The organism is Curtobacterium sp. PhB128, assembly GCF_004340725.1.
GTDB lineage: Bacteria > Actinomycetota > Actinomycetes > Actinomycetales > Microbacteriaceae > Curtobacterium.
The window spans coordinates 1-16,360 of sequence record NZ_SLUR01000017.1 but is presented as its reverse complement, the minus strand read 5'-3'; the positions used below and the strand labels follow the sequence as shown (position 1 = coordinate 16,360).

Sequence of the window (16,360 nt, the reverse complement as noted above, 5' to 3'; positions counted from 1 at the left end):
CATCACCGCACAGATCAAGTAACACCCCACGTACTCCGGCTGTGCATGGCAGACCGGAACGGCCAACGCCCCGTCGCTCGCGACGGGGCGTTGCTCATGCGCCGACTTCCAGAGTCGTTCCGCCGATCGGGGTCAGATACGTCCGATGGAAGGTGCGGTCGGTCATTGGTCAACATGGCTGATCATGTCGGTCGCTCTGGTGGAACGAACGAAGGGCACTGATCGTGTGATCGGTGCCCTTCGCATCATCGCTTGTAGGTCAGGCTCGTCCGCGTGCGCTGGATCGGGGCAGGACGATGCCGAGGACGATCATCGCAACGGCGAGGAACGCGTGCAGGACGTTGTCCGCGCTGTTCAGGGGGACGAAGTTCGCGGGGTCCGCCATGCCGGCCGTGAACAGACCGTAGACGAACAGGACCGCGTAGACGATGCCGCCGACGACCAGGTAGAGGCGAGCACCAGATGCCGAACGGGCTGCGATGAGTCCGACGATGCCGAACAGCAGGTGCACGATGTTGTGCAGGACCGACACCTGGAACAGGCCCAGGAGCAGGGCCATGGAGCCGTGGCCGGCCATCGACATCGAGCCCATGTCCATCGTGAGTCCGGGGATGAAGCCGGCGATGCCGACGATCAGGAAGACGACCCCGAAGAGGAGGGCGCCCTTCTGGGTGAGGGTGGCGGCGAAGCCGGTGCGCGGAGCTGCTGCGTTACTGGCCATGGGAGGTGCCTTTCGGTGGAGGGGTGGTGCCGGAGCGCGTGAGTGGTCAGGCTGCTGCTAGGTCGGTCTGCAGGCGTTGACGGAGCGTGATGAGCCCGTCTCGGACTCGGGTTTTTGCCGTGCCGAGCGTGGTGTTGAGGTCGCTGGCGACTTCCGCGGTGCTGCGTTCGCCGAGGTATCGCAGAAGAACCGCGTCGCGTTGCTTGTCGGTCAGTTCAGACAAGGCCTCCCGGAGCTGAGCTCGTGAGAAGTGAGCGTCGAACTGGTCGAGGCTGTGGTCGGTGCTGTGGTGATCGCGGATCCCGAGGCGCAAGTCCCGGCTGCGCGATGCTTCACGGCTGCGGATCCGATCGATGGCTCGTCGATGGGCGATTGTGCGCAGCCATGACTCGAGCGTGGCGCGGGTCGGGTCGTACCGGGCCGGGTGCTGCCACCACTCGAAAAACGCTTCATGGACGACGTCTTCGGCGAGGTGACGGTCGATGATGATCGTTCCCACGAAACCGCGCAACCCGGACGCGTACTGCCGGTATGCGGCCGTGAACGGGTCGACAGCTCTTGGTTGGGTGCCGGGCATGTGGGGCGTACCGATCTTTCTACTGGTGATGGGTTCACCGTAGGCGTTCGGGTCACGACCGGTTTCCCCCAGTCCGGGGACCGCGTCGCACGTTGTCCAGGTGCTCCGCGGTCGAACTGCAGCCCGGCACCTCTTCATGCACGTGCCGTTCGTGCGCTGTCCTGCACCGATCGGTCTCTCACCGAAGCGATGGCGTTGCCCGCCGCATAGCCAGAACGCTGTGTCAGGGGTGGCGGCGGATTGCGGTGAGGGTGGTGTCGTCATCGAGCTCATCACCGGCCGCTTCCAGGAACGTGGTGAGGACCAGTTGCGAGTCCGGAGCAGTCCGCAGGTCGACGGCGAGCTGCGTGAGCGTGTCGAGGGTTGCGCCGGGGAGTTCGAACAGTCCATAGCGGCGCATAGCCCGCAGGGGTCCGGGATGGTGCCCCTGCGACACCATCCCGTCTGGACGCCGTTGCGTGCAGCAACAGGCGCCCTGTTGACCCAGGAGCTTGCTCTAACCGGGCTGCGGAGAACATACCCCCGATCGGCGCTGCCACGATGTCAGCATTTCCACCGACCACCGTCCGCTTGTCTGGCGACACAGTTCATGATCCGGCTGGCGCAGGAGGACGGCTTGGGTTGCTGTTCTGATGGTCGGTGGGTCAGTCTGAGGTGCAGGAAGACGCGCTCGAGGGAAACAGGGGTCCCGGATGTTGTCACTGGTGTACGTGAGCACAATGGCCCGCCCGGTCACGGACGAGGAGCTCGCGGAGATCCTCGTGATCGCCCGCGAGAAGAACCTGCAGCTGGGAATCACCGGGATCCTGGCCCATCAGGGCAGCAACTGCCTCGGGATCATCGAAGGCGACGACGACGTCGTCCGGGAGCGGTTCGCCGGGATCCGGCAGGACCCACGCCACATCAACGTCCGCGAAGTGGCCGTCGACCAGATCAGTGAACGGGCGTTCCCCGAGTGGTCGATGGCGTTCCAACCCGCCGACCCCCTCATCCGAGACATCCCGGGTTTCCTCGACCTATTCTCCGACCACCCGGCCGCCGTCCCCGGCGGCAGCGGTGGTTCGCGAGCGAAGGCGCTGCTGGGGTGGTTCCGGAAGCACCCCCTCGCACCATTGACCGACCAGGGCGTCGGCGATGCGATCGAGCCGCGTCTGCAGATCATCAGCGCCGCGATCATGGTGCTGCACGATGTCGGCGTAGAACGGGCCGACATGGACCAGATCGCCGACACCGCAGGGATCAGCGTCGACGCGCTCCGACAGCACTTCCCGACCCGGCAGAGCCTGCTCACCGCCACCGTCGACCGGTGGTCCAGCACCCTGTCCCGGCCCTTGCTGCCCATCGCCGAGCAGTACGGCGCGGTCGCATACCTGCACGCGCTCATCGTCGCGTACTCGGAAGAACCCGCACTGATGCGGCTGCTCGCATCAACCCTCGCAGCAAGCTCCGACCCAGCAAACGAGGGTGCGGACTACTACCGCACCCTGTACCTCCGGTTCCGGCAAACCATCCGTGGAGCGCTCGAGCACGACATTCGTACGGGCCGGGAACCGGACACGATGGAGCCTGCCCGTGCCACGGAACAGCTCCTCGCCCTCTATGACGGCCTCCGCGTGCAAGCGCTCCTCGTGCCGGGGTTCGACATCATCGAAGCCTTCGACCGCGCAGCATCACGCATGCGCCGAGGCTGGTCCGAGGACTACCGCCGCACCGATCTCTTCGAGATCCCCCTCGACCGCACCCGCGAACACGCCAATCGCCCCGACCTTTTCGGCCCAGAGTAGACACAGACAGGCGCTTGAAGCGCGGGGCTGCTGCCGGATAGGTGGCAGCCGCCCCGCTCGCAACGGGAACCACCCCGCTGCTGCCTCACAGTCTGTACCCACGGCCGCGGGGTCCGCGAAAGTGTGTGGAATGTTTGGGTCATCCCGCACACCATTGGGATAGCGCCTGCAACCGAGCCTTCGGCCTCGGCGAACGTGAGCCGGAAACGGAATGCGGGTTCTGCGGCTGCAGTGCCGCGCTGCGCTGCGCCAGAAGTGGCGCGGGGTGCCGCGCAGTCTCTGAAGTTCTTGGGCACCCTGGTGCGCCGCTCGGACCCAAACTGCCCGACGCAACGTTCGCTATTCGACGGTTGTGGGGTGACGGCCAGTCGGCACGAACGCGGACCTGCCGTGCGAGCTGTCGCGGGAGGTGCTGCAGCCCGTCGGCGGCCGATTCGGCAGGAAAGCGCTACCGCGTGGGGGCGTCTTCTTCGGGGTTGAAGTGGGAATCGGTGTCGGTGAAACCCGCGGCGAGACCGTCCGGGTGGTTCGGAACCGTGTTGTCGTCACCCAGGCCGGCGGGCTTCACGGTGCCATCAGTGTCGATGGGGGGCGCTTCCACGTCGGGACCTTCGACGGCGCCGTCATCATCAGCCATACCGGGCGGGGTGATGGTGGACATGGTTACTCCTTCGTGATTATGATCGTCAGGGCGTGGTGTCCGGGGCAAGTGCGGCAAGGTCGGTCAAGAACCGAGCAATGGTCGCCGCGTCTGCTTGAGGGACGCCGGCGCAGAGTGCTTCGATGTGCGGTGCGAGCGGGTCGGTGTCGTTTCGGTCCGGTGTACCCGGAGTGAGCTGCACGTAGCTGGAACGTCGGTCGGTGGGGTTTGGCACTCGGGTCAGGAACCCAGACGCCTCAAGCCGGTCGAGCAGACTCGTCGTCGATGATGTGCTGATGCCCAGGTGCTCCCCGAGCCGTTTCGGCGTGCACGGTTCCTCCCCTGCCGCAGTTGCGGCGGCCCGAAGGTATCGGAGCGCTTCCCGCTCGGTAATGCTCGTCCGTGATGCGGCCGGTCGAGCGCGGTCGATCTGTGCAGCGGCGTACCGATACCGTCCGACCGCATCAACCAGCGCAGCTGCGGCAGAATTCAGTGTCTCCGGCATGGGGGCCACCGTACAAACGTCGCCCGGACACACTCCCGGCCGCCGAGACACACGCATCCGATCCCCTCTCACTGCTCCCTGACAGCGGCTGCGCCGCTACCAGTAACGTCGACGAGGCTGCGCCGCGGAACCCTAGCCGCGGACCGGCTGGAACGTTGTTCCTGAGCCGGCGTCGTCATGCGCGTCAACGAGGACTCCGACGAGTGTCGTAGCGCGAGGGCATCTGCCCCCTGACCCGAACCCGGGCAGGTGCCCTCTCTCCGCTTCTGCCTACGCCCCTTCTAGGCAGGGTCATTTTCGGATGTCGATATTTTGCGCCCAGGGGATATTGCTGAGACATGATCAGGCGCCTGGCGAGGCCGCCCATAAATGCTCCCGGCATGGATAGCCATCGACGGCCGGTCCGAAGTGGGCCGCCGCGGCGGGGTACGACTCAACCCGAATGCCTGTCTACGCCTTGGCTGCCAGACTGAACGGCAGACAGAGTGCGCGCAGGCGCGATCGGTGAGTTTGCTGCTGGAGGTTGTGATGGCTGAGGACGGCGAACGGGTTCCGGGTGGGGTGCTGTTGCTGGCATCGGTGAACCGGCTCCGGGTCGCCGAGACAATGCTGCAGAACCGGGCACGCGGACGAATGGGGCTGAAAGCGAACGACTTCCAGACGGTGCAGTTCCTCGCCGCCCGGGAAGCCGCCGACGCCCCCGCACGCGCAGCGGACCTCGCCGAAACGCTCGGCGTGAGCAGCGCCGCGGCAACCATGACCATCGACCGGCTCGTTGCACGAGGCTTCGCGGTCCGTGAACCCGACCCCGACGATCGTCGCTCCCGCATCGTGCGCCTCACCACAGCCGGACAGCACAGCCTCACCGGAGCATACGAAGACCTCCCCGCAGCTGTGCAGGAACTCCTCGACGCGGTCCCCGCCGAAGAAGCGGAACGCATCGCCGCACTCGCGACCGCTGTGCAGGAGGTCGTGGACCGCACCGCGACCGACAGCAGCACCCCGACTGAGTGACCAGATAACGCTTCTAGTTAAGGAAGTTAGACGCCAGGCGTGCGGGTTCGTATCCTGGTTGAAGTCAGGACCTTCGCGCCCCGTCGCGACAACGCCGGCGGCTTGCCCGGCAGCACGATCGGGGTCGTACCTGACCAGTCGCCGTGGCCAGTCTCGCCACGGGAAAGGCCGCTCGGCATGACGCCCACCCTCGTTTCATCTGCTGCTGCACCTGTTCCCGCGCCCCGCGCGGACCTTCTCTTCACCGCACACCCCGGCACACAACGACCACCGATGACCGAGGTGCGGCACACACGCCGGAACCGCCGCGTCGAAGGCGTCGCGGTCACAGCCGGGCTTGTCTCAGTGACCATCGCGACGGTGGCCATCATGCTCACGGGCGCCTGGTGAGCGCCGACGCGACACTGCCACCCACCGAGCCGATCGACATGGGCCCGCTCCTCCAAGAACCCACGGTGACGCCCCCAGACGAAGTCGGTCCGCGGGCAGACCCGCAGCAGTGGCATCGCCGCGGACTCCTCACCCCGGCTGAGATCCACGCGATCGTCGTCGCGCGCATCAACGACCTCCCCACCATCGTCACAACCACCCCAGCAACAAGCGACGAGCTGATTCCCCCGGCCGAGCCGACCTACGGTGACTTCCTCAGAAACCCCCGCGCATGAGCATCCTGCTGCACCACCCCAATACCTCCCCCGCCTTGAGCGTCGCCGATCTCCCGACCGTGCTGCGATGGGCTGCCGCAGATGAGGGCTTCTGGGTCGCCGACAACGACGGCGCGTTCGCCGGCACCATCGACCAGCACGGACGGCACTTCTTCGTCCGCAACGGCTTCGGCGAGTACCTCGGCGACTACCACGCCCTCACCGCAGCGCAAGCCGCACTCGACACCCACACCGAGAACAGCCACGCAGAGCCGCCGTGCTGAGTATTCCGGATGGGCTCACCGACGCCCAGCGGACGGTGTTCTACCGCCGCGTCGCGCTGAACGCAGAGCTGCACGACTGCGCCACTTACGCAACCCGTTCGGCGGCGGCGCGGAGCACGTCGCGCGGGAGCTCGCCGAACTCGGCCTGGTAAGCGCTCGCGAACCGGCCGAGATGCAGCAACCCGACCGATCGGGCAACCGCGGCCACGGACTCCGCTCCCCCCGATTCAAGTTGTTCCCGCGCCAGGAGCAGCCGAATGCCCTTGAGGTAGAACAGCGGAGACACACCGTGCACACGCTGGAACGCACCCTGCAGCCCGCGGACGCTGAGCCCCGCGGCCGCAGCGACGTCGTCGACGGTGACCCGCTCCGTGACATGGTCAAGGAGGAACGCTTCTGCCTTCGCCAACCGTGTCCGCGCCGGCTCTTCCCGACCATGTCCGACCGGCCAATGTGGGACCGCCGTCAGTAACCCGGCGGCGGCGAACTGGGTCAGCTCCCGTTCTCGTTCCGCCGAAACCGGACCGACCCGGCCGAGGATCTCCGGAGCGATCGCGCGCACGACCAGCCACCATGCCGCAAGCGGCGCCCCCTCGGGTACGTGGTGCGGCTTGAACTCCAGAGGCGCCTGATTCCACCCACCACGCTCCGCAGCAACCCGTTCGACCGCGTCTCGGTCGATCCGCATGACATCTTTCTGGAACCCATCCCACCGGAACGACTGCCGGCCCTCCCGGTACAGCACCGGACGGCCAATCAGCAGCCGATCCCCATCGACCGCACCGCGGCCCACTTTCAGCCACGTCACAACGACAGCGTCGTCAGTTCCCACCTCGCCGCGCACGGTCCCGGTACACAGCATCGATTCCAGCGACAGCAGACCCGTCCCGGTGACCGTCTCCTCGAACGTGAACGGCGCACCGTCCGCAGCGACCTCAAGCCCGAACGTGCGATGCGTTCGCGCAACAGCCTTCCACGCCGCCGCAACGTCTCGAGTCCGCACAACTACCCGGGTCCGCTCCACCATCGCCTCATCCACAAAAACGATTCTCCACGACAATCCTCAGTCCTTGAGTTGCACAGCGGACAGGAAAGCCCGTGGCGGATGCCGAAGGGGGACGCCGATCACTGATCGACGTCCCCCTCTTTGTTTGCGTTGCGTCAGCGAGCGTTGCGAACGCGAGCTCGAGGCAGGACGATGCCAAGGACGATCATCGCAACGGCGAGGAAGGCGCGGAGGACGTTGTCGGCACTGTTGAGCGGGACGAAGTGGCCGCTCCGGCCATGTCGGCGGTGAAGAGGGCGTAGATGCGCAGCACGAGGTAGACAATGCTGCCGACGAGCAGGTATAGGCGTGCGCCAGTGGCAGTGCGTGCGGCGAGCAGTCCGACGATGCCGAAGAGCAGGTGCACGATGTTGTGCAGGACCGACACCTGGAAAAGTCCGAGCAGCAGCGCCATCGACCCGTGACCGGCCATCGACATCAATCCCATGTCCATGGTGAGGCCAGGGATGAATCCGGCGATCCCGACGAGCCGGCGGAGATCTTCGAGGTTCCGCGCAAGCCGGTCCCCGCCAAATCCCCGCAGACACACTGACGCACCCGGCAACGAACCGTCCACTACACCGACCTAGGCCATGCGTGGCGACGGGGTCCGTTCCGATAATAGTCATTCTCGGATCGTAATAGCGGGGGTAGAACCGGCGACAGGGCGGCCCCGAAACCGGCAGGTCCGACTAAGGCTGGCGAAGCTCGATCAAGGGATCTCGTCGTGATGCAGCAACAGCAGGTATGACTGCTGCGATGGTGCCCGCTAGCCATGACAGGACAACTGTTGCAAGGCCGAACGACCCGCTGGGGGGCGGCGCGCCAAGCACTGCGAGTGCGAGATAAGCGCCTCCGCTCCCAAGCACGGCGCCGCCGGCACTGAGGATCGCGATTTGCGTCACGATCAACGAGACGACGAAGAGCCGTGTGGCTCCGAGGGCCCGGCGTCGTCCGAAATCTCGACGCCGAAACATAACCAGGGCGCAGTTGACTACAGCGACGATGACGGAGGTCACGATCGCTATAGCCATGATGAGGCCGTGCCCAAGTGCGCCGAGGCTTCCGTCGAGTGTCGATCGAATCTTCGCCAGTTGCGCGCTCGAGGTGATCTCAACCCCCGATGTTTGCTGTGCTGCGAGGACGCTTCGCGTCAAGGTGAGAACCGAATCAACATCGTTTGGCGATCGGGCAACAACGATCACGAGGGTCACGACGTCTTCGGCCGGGGGGTTGCTGATGTCACCGACCCGTACTGCGGATGGCGCGATTGGATCGAGAATATGAGAAGGACGGTAAAGGGAAGCAACCTGGTAGGGCGTCCCGTCGCCGACGCTGATTAGTTCGCCGACTGGCTGATCCATTGCGAGGGCGCGCAAGACCGCCGGGGACACCGACACGCCTCTGGGAACAGGGGTCGAATTTGGCGCGCCTGCGAGGTGGCCGGCGCTGTAGAGCGTTCGAAGGGCGACCCGCCCCGCGGATCCTCCAGATGGGTTGACGACATCCTGCGCCGCGGTGAATGCTCCGGCCCACTGAACGCCGCTTGCCGCGCTGAGTCGCTGGACAATCACGGGGTTGAGGTGGGCGGCTGCGTCAGCGCGGACTGTGATGGATCGTGTTCCTTCGGAGTCGATCTGTTGGAGGATGGCGCGCTGCGAGCCCTCCGTACGGCCTGCCGTGAGCAGGAGCGACGCACACATCGCAGCAACCATCAGTGCCGTGAGCGCAGCGGCGACCGGCTGGCTTCTTGCCGAGACAAGCGCCTCCCGGAGCACCATCAGGACAGAGGTCACAGTTGCACCACCCGGTCGCAACGAGCAGCGAGCGCTGGGTCATGCGTCACGATGATGACCAGCGCGGACGAGTCATGTGCATAGTCACGCAACGCGCCGAAGACTACTTTCGTGGAGTCCTCGTCGAGGTTGCCGGTTGGTTCGTCAGCAAGGACAATTCGAGGCTCATGTAACAGGGCTCGACACAACGCGATGCGCTGTGCCTGCCCTCCGGATACCTGCCCTGGGCGGTGCGAAGTGCGGTGCGCTACTCCGAACCGATGCAAGAGGCGGACCGCCCGCATGCCTGCATCACGACGAGAAGCACCGTTGTACAGGCTCACCTCGAGAACGTTATCGAGCACTGTCCTCGAGGGATCAAGGACGGCGTCTTGAAACACGAATCCGAACTGCGTGGCGCGCAGCCGAGAACGTTCAGCATCCGACTTCTGCGAGCAATCAACGCCGTCGACCCGCATGGTGCCACCAGTAGCCTGCAGCATCAGGCCAAGGAGGTACAGCAGAGTGGACTTCCCTCGACCGCTCGGCCCGGTGATCGCGACGAGCTCGCCGGCGTCGAACGAGAACGACCGCCCCTGGAACAGGGTTTCCGTGCCGTAGCCGAACGTCAGCTGGTCAGCTTCCAACAGTGCCATGTATCAGCAGCTCATTTCGGGAGCAGCACTTTCGTCCCTGACTTGAGGTTGGAAACCGCGGCCATACCCTGAGCTGACCCCATCACCTTCACGCGGATTTTCATCCCTCCCACACCCAGGACGTACGCGCCGCTGCTATCGGTGCGAACACACGCCGCAGCGACAAGCACACCGGACACGGGATCAGCGGTGAGAACCTTCGCCGAGTACGTCGACTCTCCCCTCAGGGCGACCTGATCACAGTTGGCCCCGCAGACAGATCCTGCACCCGAGCTCCGCAGGGGCACCCGGACACCATCCGATGCGGAATCTGGTTCTACCGCCTCCGTGCGAGCGTCCCAGGTCTCCCCCGCCGGGCCGGAGATGTGCACTGTGGCACCGGTGTCGAACAACGCTGCCTGGTCGGCTGCGACGGTCATTGCGAAGGACGGCGCTGCCGCGAGAACGTGACCGACCGTTGCACCACCGACAAGGCTCGCACCGACAGCGATCGCCTGCTCATCGAGAGTGACGCGTGCGGGGAGCCTCGGAACGAAGATGATTACGCCGTCGTCGACCGCCCCGGTCGCCTTTTGCATAGTCGCCGTCTGCCACTGCCGGACGCCGGCTTCGGTAGCTGCGTCGAAGCGTCCCGACTGTGGAACGTTCGCGATCGATACCGCCGCCAGCATCGCCTGCAGCTGACTAACGTCGGGTCCGCTCACCCCGGCGTGGAGTGTTCGGAACGACGGAGTAGTCCCCTCAGCGAGAAACACCGGCTGCAGATCGACGGCGTAGAGCTCATCGCCGGCCCGATACGCGTCTGCCGCGGAATCGACCACCGACGTGACAGTGCCGTTCCGGCGGTTGAGGAGCGCATCTGCCTCAGGCCAGGAAGCTTGAACGTCGAGGCTGACCGAGGCTTCGAGTGTCCCCTTCCGGGCGGTATAGGTCTCTGCTGACTGCTGCTTGCTCGGATCCGCCGGCCGTGTGAACAGCACTGACCCAGACCAAAAAAGCCCTGCCCCGACAACCATCGAGACGATCGCGATGCCCACGACCGCCCGAGAGACACGGAACCGGCGCAACCACCGAGGTTTACGCCTACCCATAGACAGCGGTTGGTATCTCGGGGCACGCCTTCACGAGCTCGTAGTACCTGCTCTCGCTAACATCGACCTTTTCGTACGGTGACCAGGCTCCCCGCTTATCGAGGAACGTCTGCTCACTTGGCGCCTCCGGCACCTGGACACCGTGCTCTTCAAGGCACTTCGCCAGATCACCCGTGTAGTACGCGTACAGATACTTGAGCTGCGAGTCGTTGAAATCGGCCAGGTACTTCGGTTCCAGTGGATACTCCACCTGGCACTCGTACAAGGCCACTGCGCGCGCCTGTGCCTGCGTGTTCGGCAAACTCCCCAGCGCAATCGACCCGTCCGGCTTCGCCGACACCTGCGGGAAACCCTTCTCGGCCATGCACTCCGCCTGCGCCGTAGCCCACTCCTGACGAGACACCGTGCGGACCAGTGCGACAGCTGGCTTCTGGGCGTTCGGGTACTGCTTCAGCAGCACCTTCCAACTGTTGTCCGCCGACGCATCGAGAAGCTTCTTCCCGGCCGCTTCCGACAGCGGTGCCGGAGACGGAACGGCCGGCTGTGCGTCTGCGCAACCGGCAAGCAAACCCGCGGTCGCACACAAAACTGCTGCCCAGCCCATGACTCGCTTCGACATACAGTCGCCCCTCTCTGCCGAGAGCCGAGCGTATCCGCCCCCAGAACTTTGCTCAGGGCTGCCCGCTGCAGATCGGCAGTTCGTAACATGATGGTTACTTACGAACAGCCCCAAGCTCGATAGCGTTGCGTCGCCTGAGAATGTCTCGGGCTTTTACCCATCAGGGGGCATCATGCAACGAATTGCTACACGCCTGGGGACTGTCGCCGCCGCGGCAGCAGTTGTCGTCGGCGCCATCGTCGTACCGACGGCAGCGGACGCCGCGTCCGCGTACAGCTGTGCGAACAACTACCGAGTCAAGACCACCTCGGTCGCTTCGGGTTCTGGTGCGGTCCAGCACATCTGGATCAACGGCTCGGCTAGCGACGGGCGAGTTTTCGACCCGGGTGCCGGGACGAAGGTCGGCTACTCGACCTACAAGTCCACGACACGGACGAGCTACGCCACGAACGGGAAGGTCGCCGTCAGCTCGTTCTCAACCAGCTGCTACAACTAGGCGCATGCGGCGAGGGTGGCGGCATCGAAGCCCACCCTCGCCGCACAACACGCGGACATCGAAACCGCCGCCTGCACGCCGGGACCCGCACGATAGTCACACCGCACCGGCCATCGGATCTGCGGACACGGTGACAAGGAGCTTCATGCAGACGAAACGGCTCCCGCGGGCCCGGTACACGATCATCATGCTGCTCGTAATCGCCTTGGTCGCCGTGTTCGTCGTCCGATTGGTCGACATCCAAGTCGTCCAAGCCGCCGCGCTCGACAAGGACTCGCAGCTCAAGCGCAGCGTCCCCGTCACCATCTACGGAACCCGCGGAGCGATCGTCGACCGCGAGGGCGTGGAACTAGCCGACAGCGTCACCCGGTATAACATCACCACCTCCCCTCGGCTCGTCGCCGCCTACAAGGGCAAGCTCGGTGGCACCCGGATCAAGAAGATCTCCGTGACAACAGCCTTGACCGCCCTCGCGAAAGCGTCTGGCGGGGATCTCGCCACAATGCGCCGCAACATCGCCGCAGACCCAAAGTCGGACTACGCCTACCTCGTCAAGGGGCTCGACGCGTCCCACTACGAAGCTGTCCGTACCCTCGGTATCCCTTGGGTCTACCCCGAACCGCAATCGGCCCGCGTCTACCCCACCGGCGCCGCCACCGGCAACCTCACCGGATTCATGGGCACCGACGGCGCGCAAGCCGGCCTCGAGTACGCCTACAACAAGTGCCTCACCGGCACCAACGGCGAGCAAACCTACGAGCGCGGGGCCGACGGCGTCCAACTGCCCGGCAGCACCGTCACCACCAAGCAAGCAACCGACGGCGGAACCCTCCACACCACCATCGACTCCGACCTGCAATATCTCGTCCGGCAAGCCCTCGGCGCAGCCGCCGAGAACCTCGGCGCAGCATCCGCCACAGCGATCGTCACCGATGCCAAAAACGGCGAGGTCCTCGCCGTCGCCGACACACCCTCCGTGGACTCAAACGACGTCGACGCGACCACAGACGAGGGCGCCTACGGATCCCGAGCGCTGACCGACACTTACGAACCAGGCTCAACCATTAAAGCCGCCATCGCCGCGGCACTGATCGATCAAGGCAAAGCGTCCCCGACCACTCAGGCGACAGTCCCGTACTCACGGACGTTCCCCTGGGGTGGACGCATCACTGACGCGGAGTTTCACCCCACCGAGCAGCTGACACTCACCGGGATCCTCCGCGACTCCTCCAACGTCGGCATCACCGAGCTCGGCGAACAACTCACCCAACAGCAGCGATACGACTACATGCGAAAGTTCGGTCTCTTCACCCCGCAAGACGCCGTCACCTTCCCCGGCCAACCCGGTATGGACTACGCAGCAACCCCGGACTGGGACCAGCAGACCAACATCAACTCCATGTTTGGGCAAGGCATCTCCACCACCGCGCTGCAGATCGCGAGCATCTACCAAACCCTCGCCAACGGCGGCGTCCGCATCCCCTTGCACCTCGTCACCGGCTGCACCACAGCTGACGGCACCACCACCCAAGCCCCCAAGACGACCGGAGAACGCGTCGTCTCAGACACCGCAGCAACCCAGGTCGTCAACATGCTGCAAAGCGTGGTCACCGGCGGCACCCTGGTCAGCATGAAACCCATCTCCGGCTACAACATCGCCGCGAAGACCGGTACCGCGGAAGTCGCCGAGCCAGGCAAAGGCTACGGGTCCGACCGGATCATCTCCGTGGCAGGCATGGCCCCCGCCGAGGACCCGAAGTACGTCGTCACCGTGACCTTCACGAAGCCCGGCCCAGGCCACCGGTTCTCCAACAGTGCCGCACCCGCATTCCGCACCATCATGTCCGAGGTGCTGCAGAAATACCGCGTCCCACCATCCACCACACCCGCAACCACGTATCCCGCAACCTGGTGATCCCGCTTCCCCTTCCTCATACTGATCGTCGTAAGCGGATAGTCGATCGACACGGGCACCGGACTGATGCACCCGAGTGCGGTAGCCGATCCTTCACCGGCGCGCTTCGAGGACAAGCTTGACCGCTTCCCTCGCCGCCTCCGGCACCAACGGGATGTGCGCGAGCAGGCCCAGTTCCACCCACCTCGGCTCGTACTGGTTCAGTTCCGAGGCACGGTCGATCTCTGGACCCCCGAGTTGCAACGGACCAGGACGTACTCGCGCCACGAAGTAAGCCGTGGGAACGGCGCTATCCACTGGTACGTCGAGCAGGTCGCCGATGCTCGCATCAAAGCCCGTCTCCTCACGCAACTCGCGCTGACACGCTTCGCGGAGGCTCTCGCCTTCCTCGACCCCGCCGCCAGGGAGCACACAGTAGTGACGACCGTTCTTCAGCCGATCGATGACGAGCAGGCTCTCGTCTCGGACGACGACGGCGCCGATTCGCTCGCCCGCGGGAGCCCGCGCTGGAGGGTATTGGCTTTGACTTCCGGCGCGCAGGTCAGTGGACGTTGCGCCTGCGATGCGTTGTGCAGTTCTAATCTGTCGACATGGTGCGATCCCGTGACAGAGCGGTGCTGAGTTGGCTACGCCGAGCGACGCTTCCCGCGGTGGTCGTTCTCGCTGGCGCAGTCTTCGCGGTCGGGATGTTCAGCCTCGGCAAGATCCGTTACAGCTACGTGAGTTGGGGATCGGTGGCTGTCGCCTCACAGGTCGCGATCCCATTGGGAGTTGCGGTTGCCGCGGTCGTCGCGCGGGCCGGAGTAGCTGTGAGGAACCGCGCGGAGGACGAGCTGGTGGCGCATCCGGTGCGACGTGCATCAGTCGTCGTGGGAGTGCTGGCGTTTGTCACTGCCGTCATCGGCGGTCTGCTGCTGACTGTTGGTGGTTGGCAACTTGTGTTGCCGGCGGCAGCCGTCTGCGGTTGCCTGGCCGCGGGAAGTGCAGGGGTTGTTCTGCGACGACCGAGAGCAGTCATTCACGACGACGAGTGAGATCGCTGCGGGGCAGCGCTCGTCCGGTATCCGATCGTCAGTCGGGACACGTTGACGCCGGGCTGTGGGACACGAACAGGCGTTTCGTGGTGTGCTGGCCGGATGCGCGCCAGATCAGCGGCCGTCGTCATCCGAGACGAGAGCCTGCTCGTCATCGATCGATTGAAGGACGGTCGGAACTACTGGGTGCTTCCTGGTGGTGGGGTGGAGGAAGGTGAGAGCCTCCGCGAGGCTTGCCGGCGCGAACTGCGCGAGGAGACTGGCCTGGAGGCGATCATCGGCGATCTGCTCGACGTGCCAGTGGATAGCGCCGTTCCAGCGGCCTACTTCGCAGCCCAAGTGCGTCCTGGTCCCTTGGTGCTCGGTGGCCCAGAGATTGAACGAGCATCAGAACTGAACCAGTACGAGCCGAGGTGGGTGGAAGTGGCTTTCCTCGCTCAGATCCCGTTGGTGCCGGAAGCGGCAAGACAGGCGGTGCAGCTGGTCGTCGAGGCCCGCCGGTAGGGGATCGGCCGTTGAGGCAAACTTGCCTCGAAGGACGAGAACTTGCGTTCCCCGATCGTCCCGGCAGTAGCGTCACGTGATGATCATTGATGTCCCGCTCCGTCCGACCGGCCGCGCCCCGGGCGCGCGCGCCATTACTGAAGTCCTCTGATGGCTCGGGCCGTCCTGCTGGACTTTTTCAATACCTTGGCGGTCCGTTCCTCGAAGGGTCTCTGGATCGATGCCGCGCTGAGACAAATCGGCAGCGGCGATGAGGTCGCTCGCGAGGCGCTCACGGCAAGACTGTCGCAGGTGTGGTTGGTGGCGCGGTCGCTCTTCCCGGCCGAGAACTGGGACCTGCACCCGGCGAAGCACCGCAGCACGTTCATCGCTGCCATCAGTCACGACGGTGTCGCAACGCCAGCACTTGCAGAGGCGCTGTACGACGTCATGCCGGACCAGGTGGAGATGAACAGGGGTGCTGAGGACTTCGTGCGAGCGATCCACGATCAGGGAAAGAAGCTCGCCATTGTGTCGAACACGGCGTTGGATGTTCGCCCGATCCTGCAGCGCTGGGGGCTCGAGTCGCTGTTCGACGCGGTGGTCCTGTCCTACGAGGTTGGATGCGTAAAGCCGGACCCAGCGATCTTCCGGGTGGCGGCACGCGAGTTGGGGGTCGAAGCGCCGGACTGCGTCATGATTGGCGATACACCAGTGGACGACACCGGAGCCGTCGCGGTGGGGATGCAATCCCTCATCGCGCAGCCCGAGCAGATGTGGAGAGCGTTCGAACTCGTGCTGGGCGGATCGAGGCGCTAGGTACATCGACGAACGGCATGGTTGTCGGAATCTGCGGCACACTCGATCGTGGCGAAGGCGCCCGAGTTGCACGATAGGTCCGGGAACGGATCCACGCACTCTGGCGAGTGCTCTGGGGACCCGCCTGCGGAATCCGCCCGACGACTGCCGGCGTCTCACATGCCGATCGTTCAGTGAGACGAGGGCGCCGGTGGTGGTGTCTATGCTGCTGCACGATGTCGACGATCTGCCCGAGCACCTTCGATAGGTGGAGATGTG

General features: G+C 65.0%; 21 protein-coding genes. 10 read left to right on the top strand and 11 right to left on the bottom strand.

All coding sequences use genetic code 11. The features are described from left to right. Positions 1-259 precede the first annotated feature (259 nt). The 3 genes from EDF23_RS18825 to EDF23_RS19425 all read right to left on the bottom strand — a co-directional run bounded on the left by EDF23_RS18825 (position 260) and on the right by EDF23_RS19425 (position 1,698). Entirely contained in the window at positions 260-721 is a 462-nt protein-coding gene (locus EDF23_RS18825; protein WP_123338511.1) for a DUF4383 domain-containing protein, read from the bottom strand. A gap of 46 nt (positions 722-767) precedes the next feature. Further along, positions 768-1,298 (bottom strand): sigma-70 family RNA polymerase sigma factor, encoded by a 531-nt coding sequence (locus EDF23_RS19430; protein WP_165901219.1) that lies wholly within the window; start codon positions 1,296-1,298, stop codon positions 768-770. Between the two features lie 223 nt (positions 1,299-1,521). Next, positions 1,522-1,698, bottom strand: coding sequence for a hypothetical protein (locus EDF23_RS19425; protein WP_165901218.1), 177 nt, complete (start codon positions 1,696-1,698; stop codon positions 1,522-1,524). 292 nt (positions 1,699-1,990) lie between these two features. Between EDF23_RS19425 and EDF23_RS18815 the strand changes: the two genes are divergently transcribed. Continuing rightward, the gene (locus tag EDF23_RS18815) at positions 1,991-3,082 is read left to right on the top strand and encodes a BLUF domain-containing protein (protein WP_123338509.1); all 1,092 of its coding nucleotides are present in this window, start codon (positions 1,991-1,993) and stop codon (positions 3,080-3,082) included. A gap of 448 nt (positions 3,083-3,530) precedes the next feature. Here EDF23_RS18815 and EDF23_RS18810 read toward each other — a convergent pair whose 3' ends face one another. Both EDF23_RS18810 and EDF23_RS18805 read right to left on the bottom strand, forming a co-directional pair. Further along, the gene (locus tag EDF23_RS18810) at positions 3,531-3,743 is read right to left on the bottom strand and encodes a hypothetical protein (RefSeq protein WP_131922775.1); all 213 of its coding nucleotides are present in this window, start codon (positions 3,741-3,743) and stop codon (positions 3,531-3,533) included. Between the two features lie 25 nt (positions 3,744-3,768). Continuing rightward, positions 3,769-4,227: a MarR family transcriptional regulator gene (locus tag EDF23_RS18805; RefSeq protein ID WP_123338507.1), complete on the bottom strand. Its 459-nt coding sequence runs from the start codon at positions 4,225-4,227 to the stop codon at positions 3,769-3,771. A 369-nt stretch (positions 4,228-4,596) separates the two neighbouring features. Between EDF23_RS18805 and EDF23_RS18800 the strand changes: the two genes are divergently transcribed. The 3 genes from EDF23_RS18800 (at position 4,597) to EDF23_RS18790 (ending at position 6,169) form a co-directional block, all read left to right on the top strand. After that, positions 4,597-5,241 carry a MarR family transcriptional regulator gene (locus EDF23_RS18800; RefSeq protein WP_123338506.1) on the top strand — a complete coding sequence of 215 codons (645 nt, stop codon included), beginning with the start codon at positions 4,597-4,599 and terminating at the stop codon, positions 5,239-5,241. Positions 5,242-5,627: 386 nt separating this feature from the next. After that, the gene (locus tag EDF23_RS18795) at positions 5,628-5,906 is read left to right on the top strand and encodes a hypothetical protein (protein WP_131922774.1); all 279 of its coding nucleotides are present in this window, start codon (positions 5,628-5,630) and stop codon (positions 5,904-5,906) included. Continuing rightward, positions 5,903-6,169 (top strand): hypothetical protein, encoded by a 267-nt coding sequence (locus EDF23_RS18790; protein ID WP_123338504.1) that lies wholly within the window; start codon positions 5,903-5,905, stop codon positions 6,167-6,169. Before EDF23_RS18795 ends, EDF23_RS18790 begins: the two co-directional genes overlap by 4 nt. A gap of 85 nt (positions 6,170-6,254) precedes the next feature. Here the strand turns inward: EDF23_RS18790 and EDF23_RS18785 are convergent, their stop codons facing one another. From EDF23_RS18785 to EDF23_RS18760, 6 genes are all read right to left on the bottom strand, one after another. Further along, positions 6,255-7,208, bottom strand: coding sequence for an AraC family transcriptional regulator (locus tag EDF23_RS18785; RefSeq protein WP_131922773.1), 954 nt, complete (start codon positions 7,206-7,208; stop codon positions 6,255-6,257). Positions 7,209-7,380: 172 nt separating this feature from the next. Continuing rightward, positions 7,381-7,791: a DUF4383 domain-containing protein gene (locus EDF23_RS18780; protein ID WP_243648993.1), complete on the bottom strand. Its 411-nt coding sequence runs from the start codon at positions 7,789-7,791 to the stop codon at positions 7,381-7,383. Between the two features lie 115 nt (positions 7,792-7,906). Continuing rightward, on the bottom strand, positions 7,907-9,010 hold the full coding sequence (locus tag EDF23_RS18775; protein ID WP_123338502.1) for an FtsX-like permease family protein: 1,104 nt from the start codon (positions 9,008-9,010) through the stop codon (positions 7,907-7,909). Next, positions 9,007-9,645 carry an ATP-binding cassette domain-containing protein gene (locus EDF23_RS18770; protein ID WP_123338501.1) on the bottom strand — a complete coding sequence of 213 codons (639 nt, stop codon included), beginning with the start codon at positions 9,643-9,645 and terminating at the stop codon, positions 9,007-9,009. Before EDF23_RS18770 ends, EDF23_RS18775 begins: the two co-directional genes overlap by 4 nt. A gap of 11 nt (positions 9,646-9,656) precedes the next feature. Then, positions 9,657-10,682, bottom strand: a complete 1,026-nt coding sequence (locus tag EDF23_RS18765) for a peptidoglycan-binding domain-containing protein (RefSeq protein WP_165901216.1) — start codon at positions 10,680-10,682, stop codon at positions 9,657-9,659. A gap of 46 nt (positions 10,683-10,728) precedes the next feature. Further along, complete coding sequence (locus EDF23_RS18760; RefSeq protein WP_131922772.1) at positions 10,729-11,355, bottom strand: hypothetical protein; 627 nt, start codon at positions 11,353-11,355, stop codon at positions 10,729-10,731. A 172-nt stretch (positions 11,356-11,527) separates the two neighbouring features. Between EDF23_RS18760 and EDF23_RS19420 the strand changes: the two genes are divergently transcribed. From EDF23_RS19420 to EDF23_RS18735, 6 genes are all read left to right on the top strand, one after another. After that, on the top strand, positions 11,528-11,851 hold the full coding sequence (locus EDF23_RS19420) for a hypothetical protein (RefSeq protein WP_165901215.1): 324 nt from the start codon (positions 11,528-11,530) through the stop codon (positions 11,849-11,851). A 187-nt stretch (positions 11,852-12,038) separates the two neighbouring features. Further along, positions 12,039-13,766 (top strand): penicillin-binding protein 2, encoded by a 1,728-nt coding sequence (locus EDF23_RS18755; protein WP_165901214.1) that lies wholly within the window; start codon positions 12,039-12,041, stop codon positions 13,764-13,766. A gap of 156 nt (positions 13,767-13,922) precedes the next feature. After that, entirely contained in the window at positions 13,923-14,387 is a 465-nt protein-coding gene (locus tag EDF23_RS19690) for a hypothetical protein (protein ID WP_243648992.1), read from the top strand. 29 nt (positions 14,388-14,416) lie between these two features. Beyond that, entirely contained in the window at positions 14,417-14,800 is a 384-nt protein-coding gene (locus EDF23_RS18745) for a hypothetical protein (RefSeq protein ID WP_131922770.1), read from the top strand. Between the two features lie 102 nt (positions 14,801-14,902). After that, positions 14,903-15,304: an NUDIX domain-containing protein gene (locus tag EDF23_RS18740; protein ID WP_123338496.1), complete on the top strand. Its 402-nt coding sequence runs from the start codon at positions 14,903-14,905 to the stop codon at positions 15,302-15,304. 150 nt (positions 15,305-15,454) lie between these two features. After that, positions 15,455-16,102, top strand: a complete 648-nt coding sequence (locus EDF23_RS18735; protein ID WP_131922769.1) for an HAD family hydrolase — start codon at positions 15,455-15,457, stop codon at positions 16,100-16,102. Positions 16,103-16,360 lie beyond the last annotated feature (258 nt).

Coding starts and splice junctions, on each gene's coding strand:
- EDF23_RS18825 (WP_123338511.1), bottom strand. CDS start 721: ATGGCCAGTAACGCAGCAGCTCCGCGCACCGGCTTCGCCGCCACCCTC.
- EDF23_RS19430 (WP_165901219.1), bottom strand. CDS start 1,298: ATGCCCGGCACCCAACCAAGAGCTGTCGACCCGTTCACGGCCGCATAC.
- EDF23_RS19425 (WP_165901218.1), bottom strand. CDS start 1,698: ATGCGCCGCTATGGACTGTTCGAACTCCCCGGCGCAACCCTCGACACG.
- EDF23_RS18815 (WP_123338509.1), top strand. CDS start 1,991: ATGTTGTCACTGGTGTACGTGAGCACAATGGCCCGCCCGGTCACGGAC.
- EDF23_RS18810 (WP_131922775.1), bottom strand. CDS start 3,743: ATGTCCACCATCACCCCGCCCGGTATGGCTGATGATGACGGCGCCGTC.
- EDF23_RS18805 (WP_123338507.1), bottom strand. CDS start 4,227: ATGCCGGAGACACTGAATTCTGCCGCAGCTGCGCTGGTTGATGCGGTC.
- EDF23_RS18800 (WP_123338506.1), top strand. CDS start 4,597: ATGCTCCCGGCATGGATAGCCATCGACGGCCGGTCCGAAGTGGGCCGC.
- EDF23_RS18790 (WP_123338504.1), top strand. CDS start 5,903: ATGAGCATCCTGCTGCACCACCCCAATACCTCCCCCGCCTTGAGCGTC.
- EDF23_RS18770 (WP_123338501.1), bottom strand. CDS start 9,645: ATGGCACTGTTGGAAGCTGACCAGCTGACGTTCGGCTACGGCACGGAA.
- EDF23_RS18760 (WP_131922772.1), bottom strand. CDS start 11,355: ATGTCGAAGCGAGTCATGGGCTGGGCAGCAGTTTTGTGTGCGACCGCG.
- EDF23_RS19420 (WP_165901215.1), top strand. CDS start 11,528: ATGCAACGAATTGCTACACGCCTGGGGACTGTCGCCGCCGCGGCAGCA.
- EDF23_RS18755 (WP_165901214.1), top strand. CDS start 12,039: ATGCTGCTCGTAATCGCCTTGGTCGCCGTGTTCGTCGTCCGATTGGTC.
- EDF23_RS18740 (WP_123338496.1), top strand. CDS start 14,903: ATGCGCGCCAGATCAGCGGCCGTCGTCATCCGAGACGAGAGCCTGCTC.
- EDF23_RS18735 (WP_131922769.1), top strand. CDS start 15,455: ATGGCTCGGGCCGTCCTGCTGGACTTTTTCAATACCTTGGCGGTCCGT.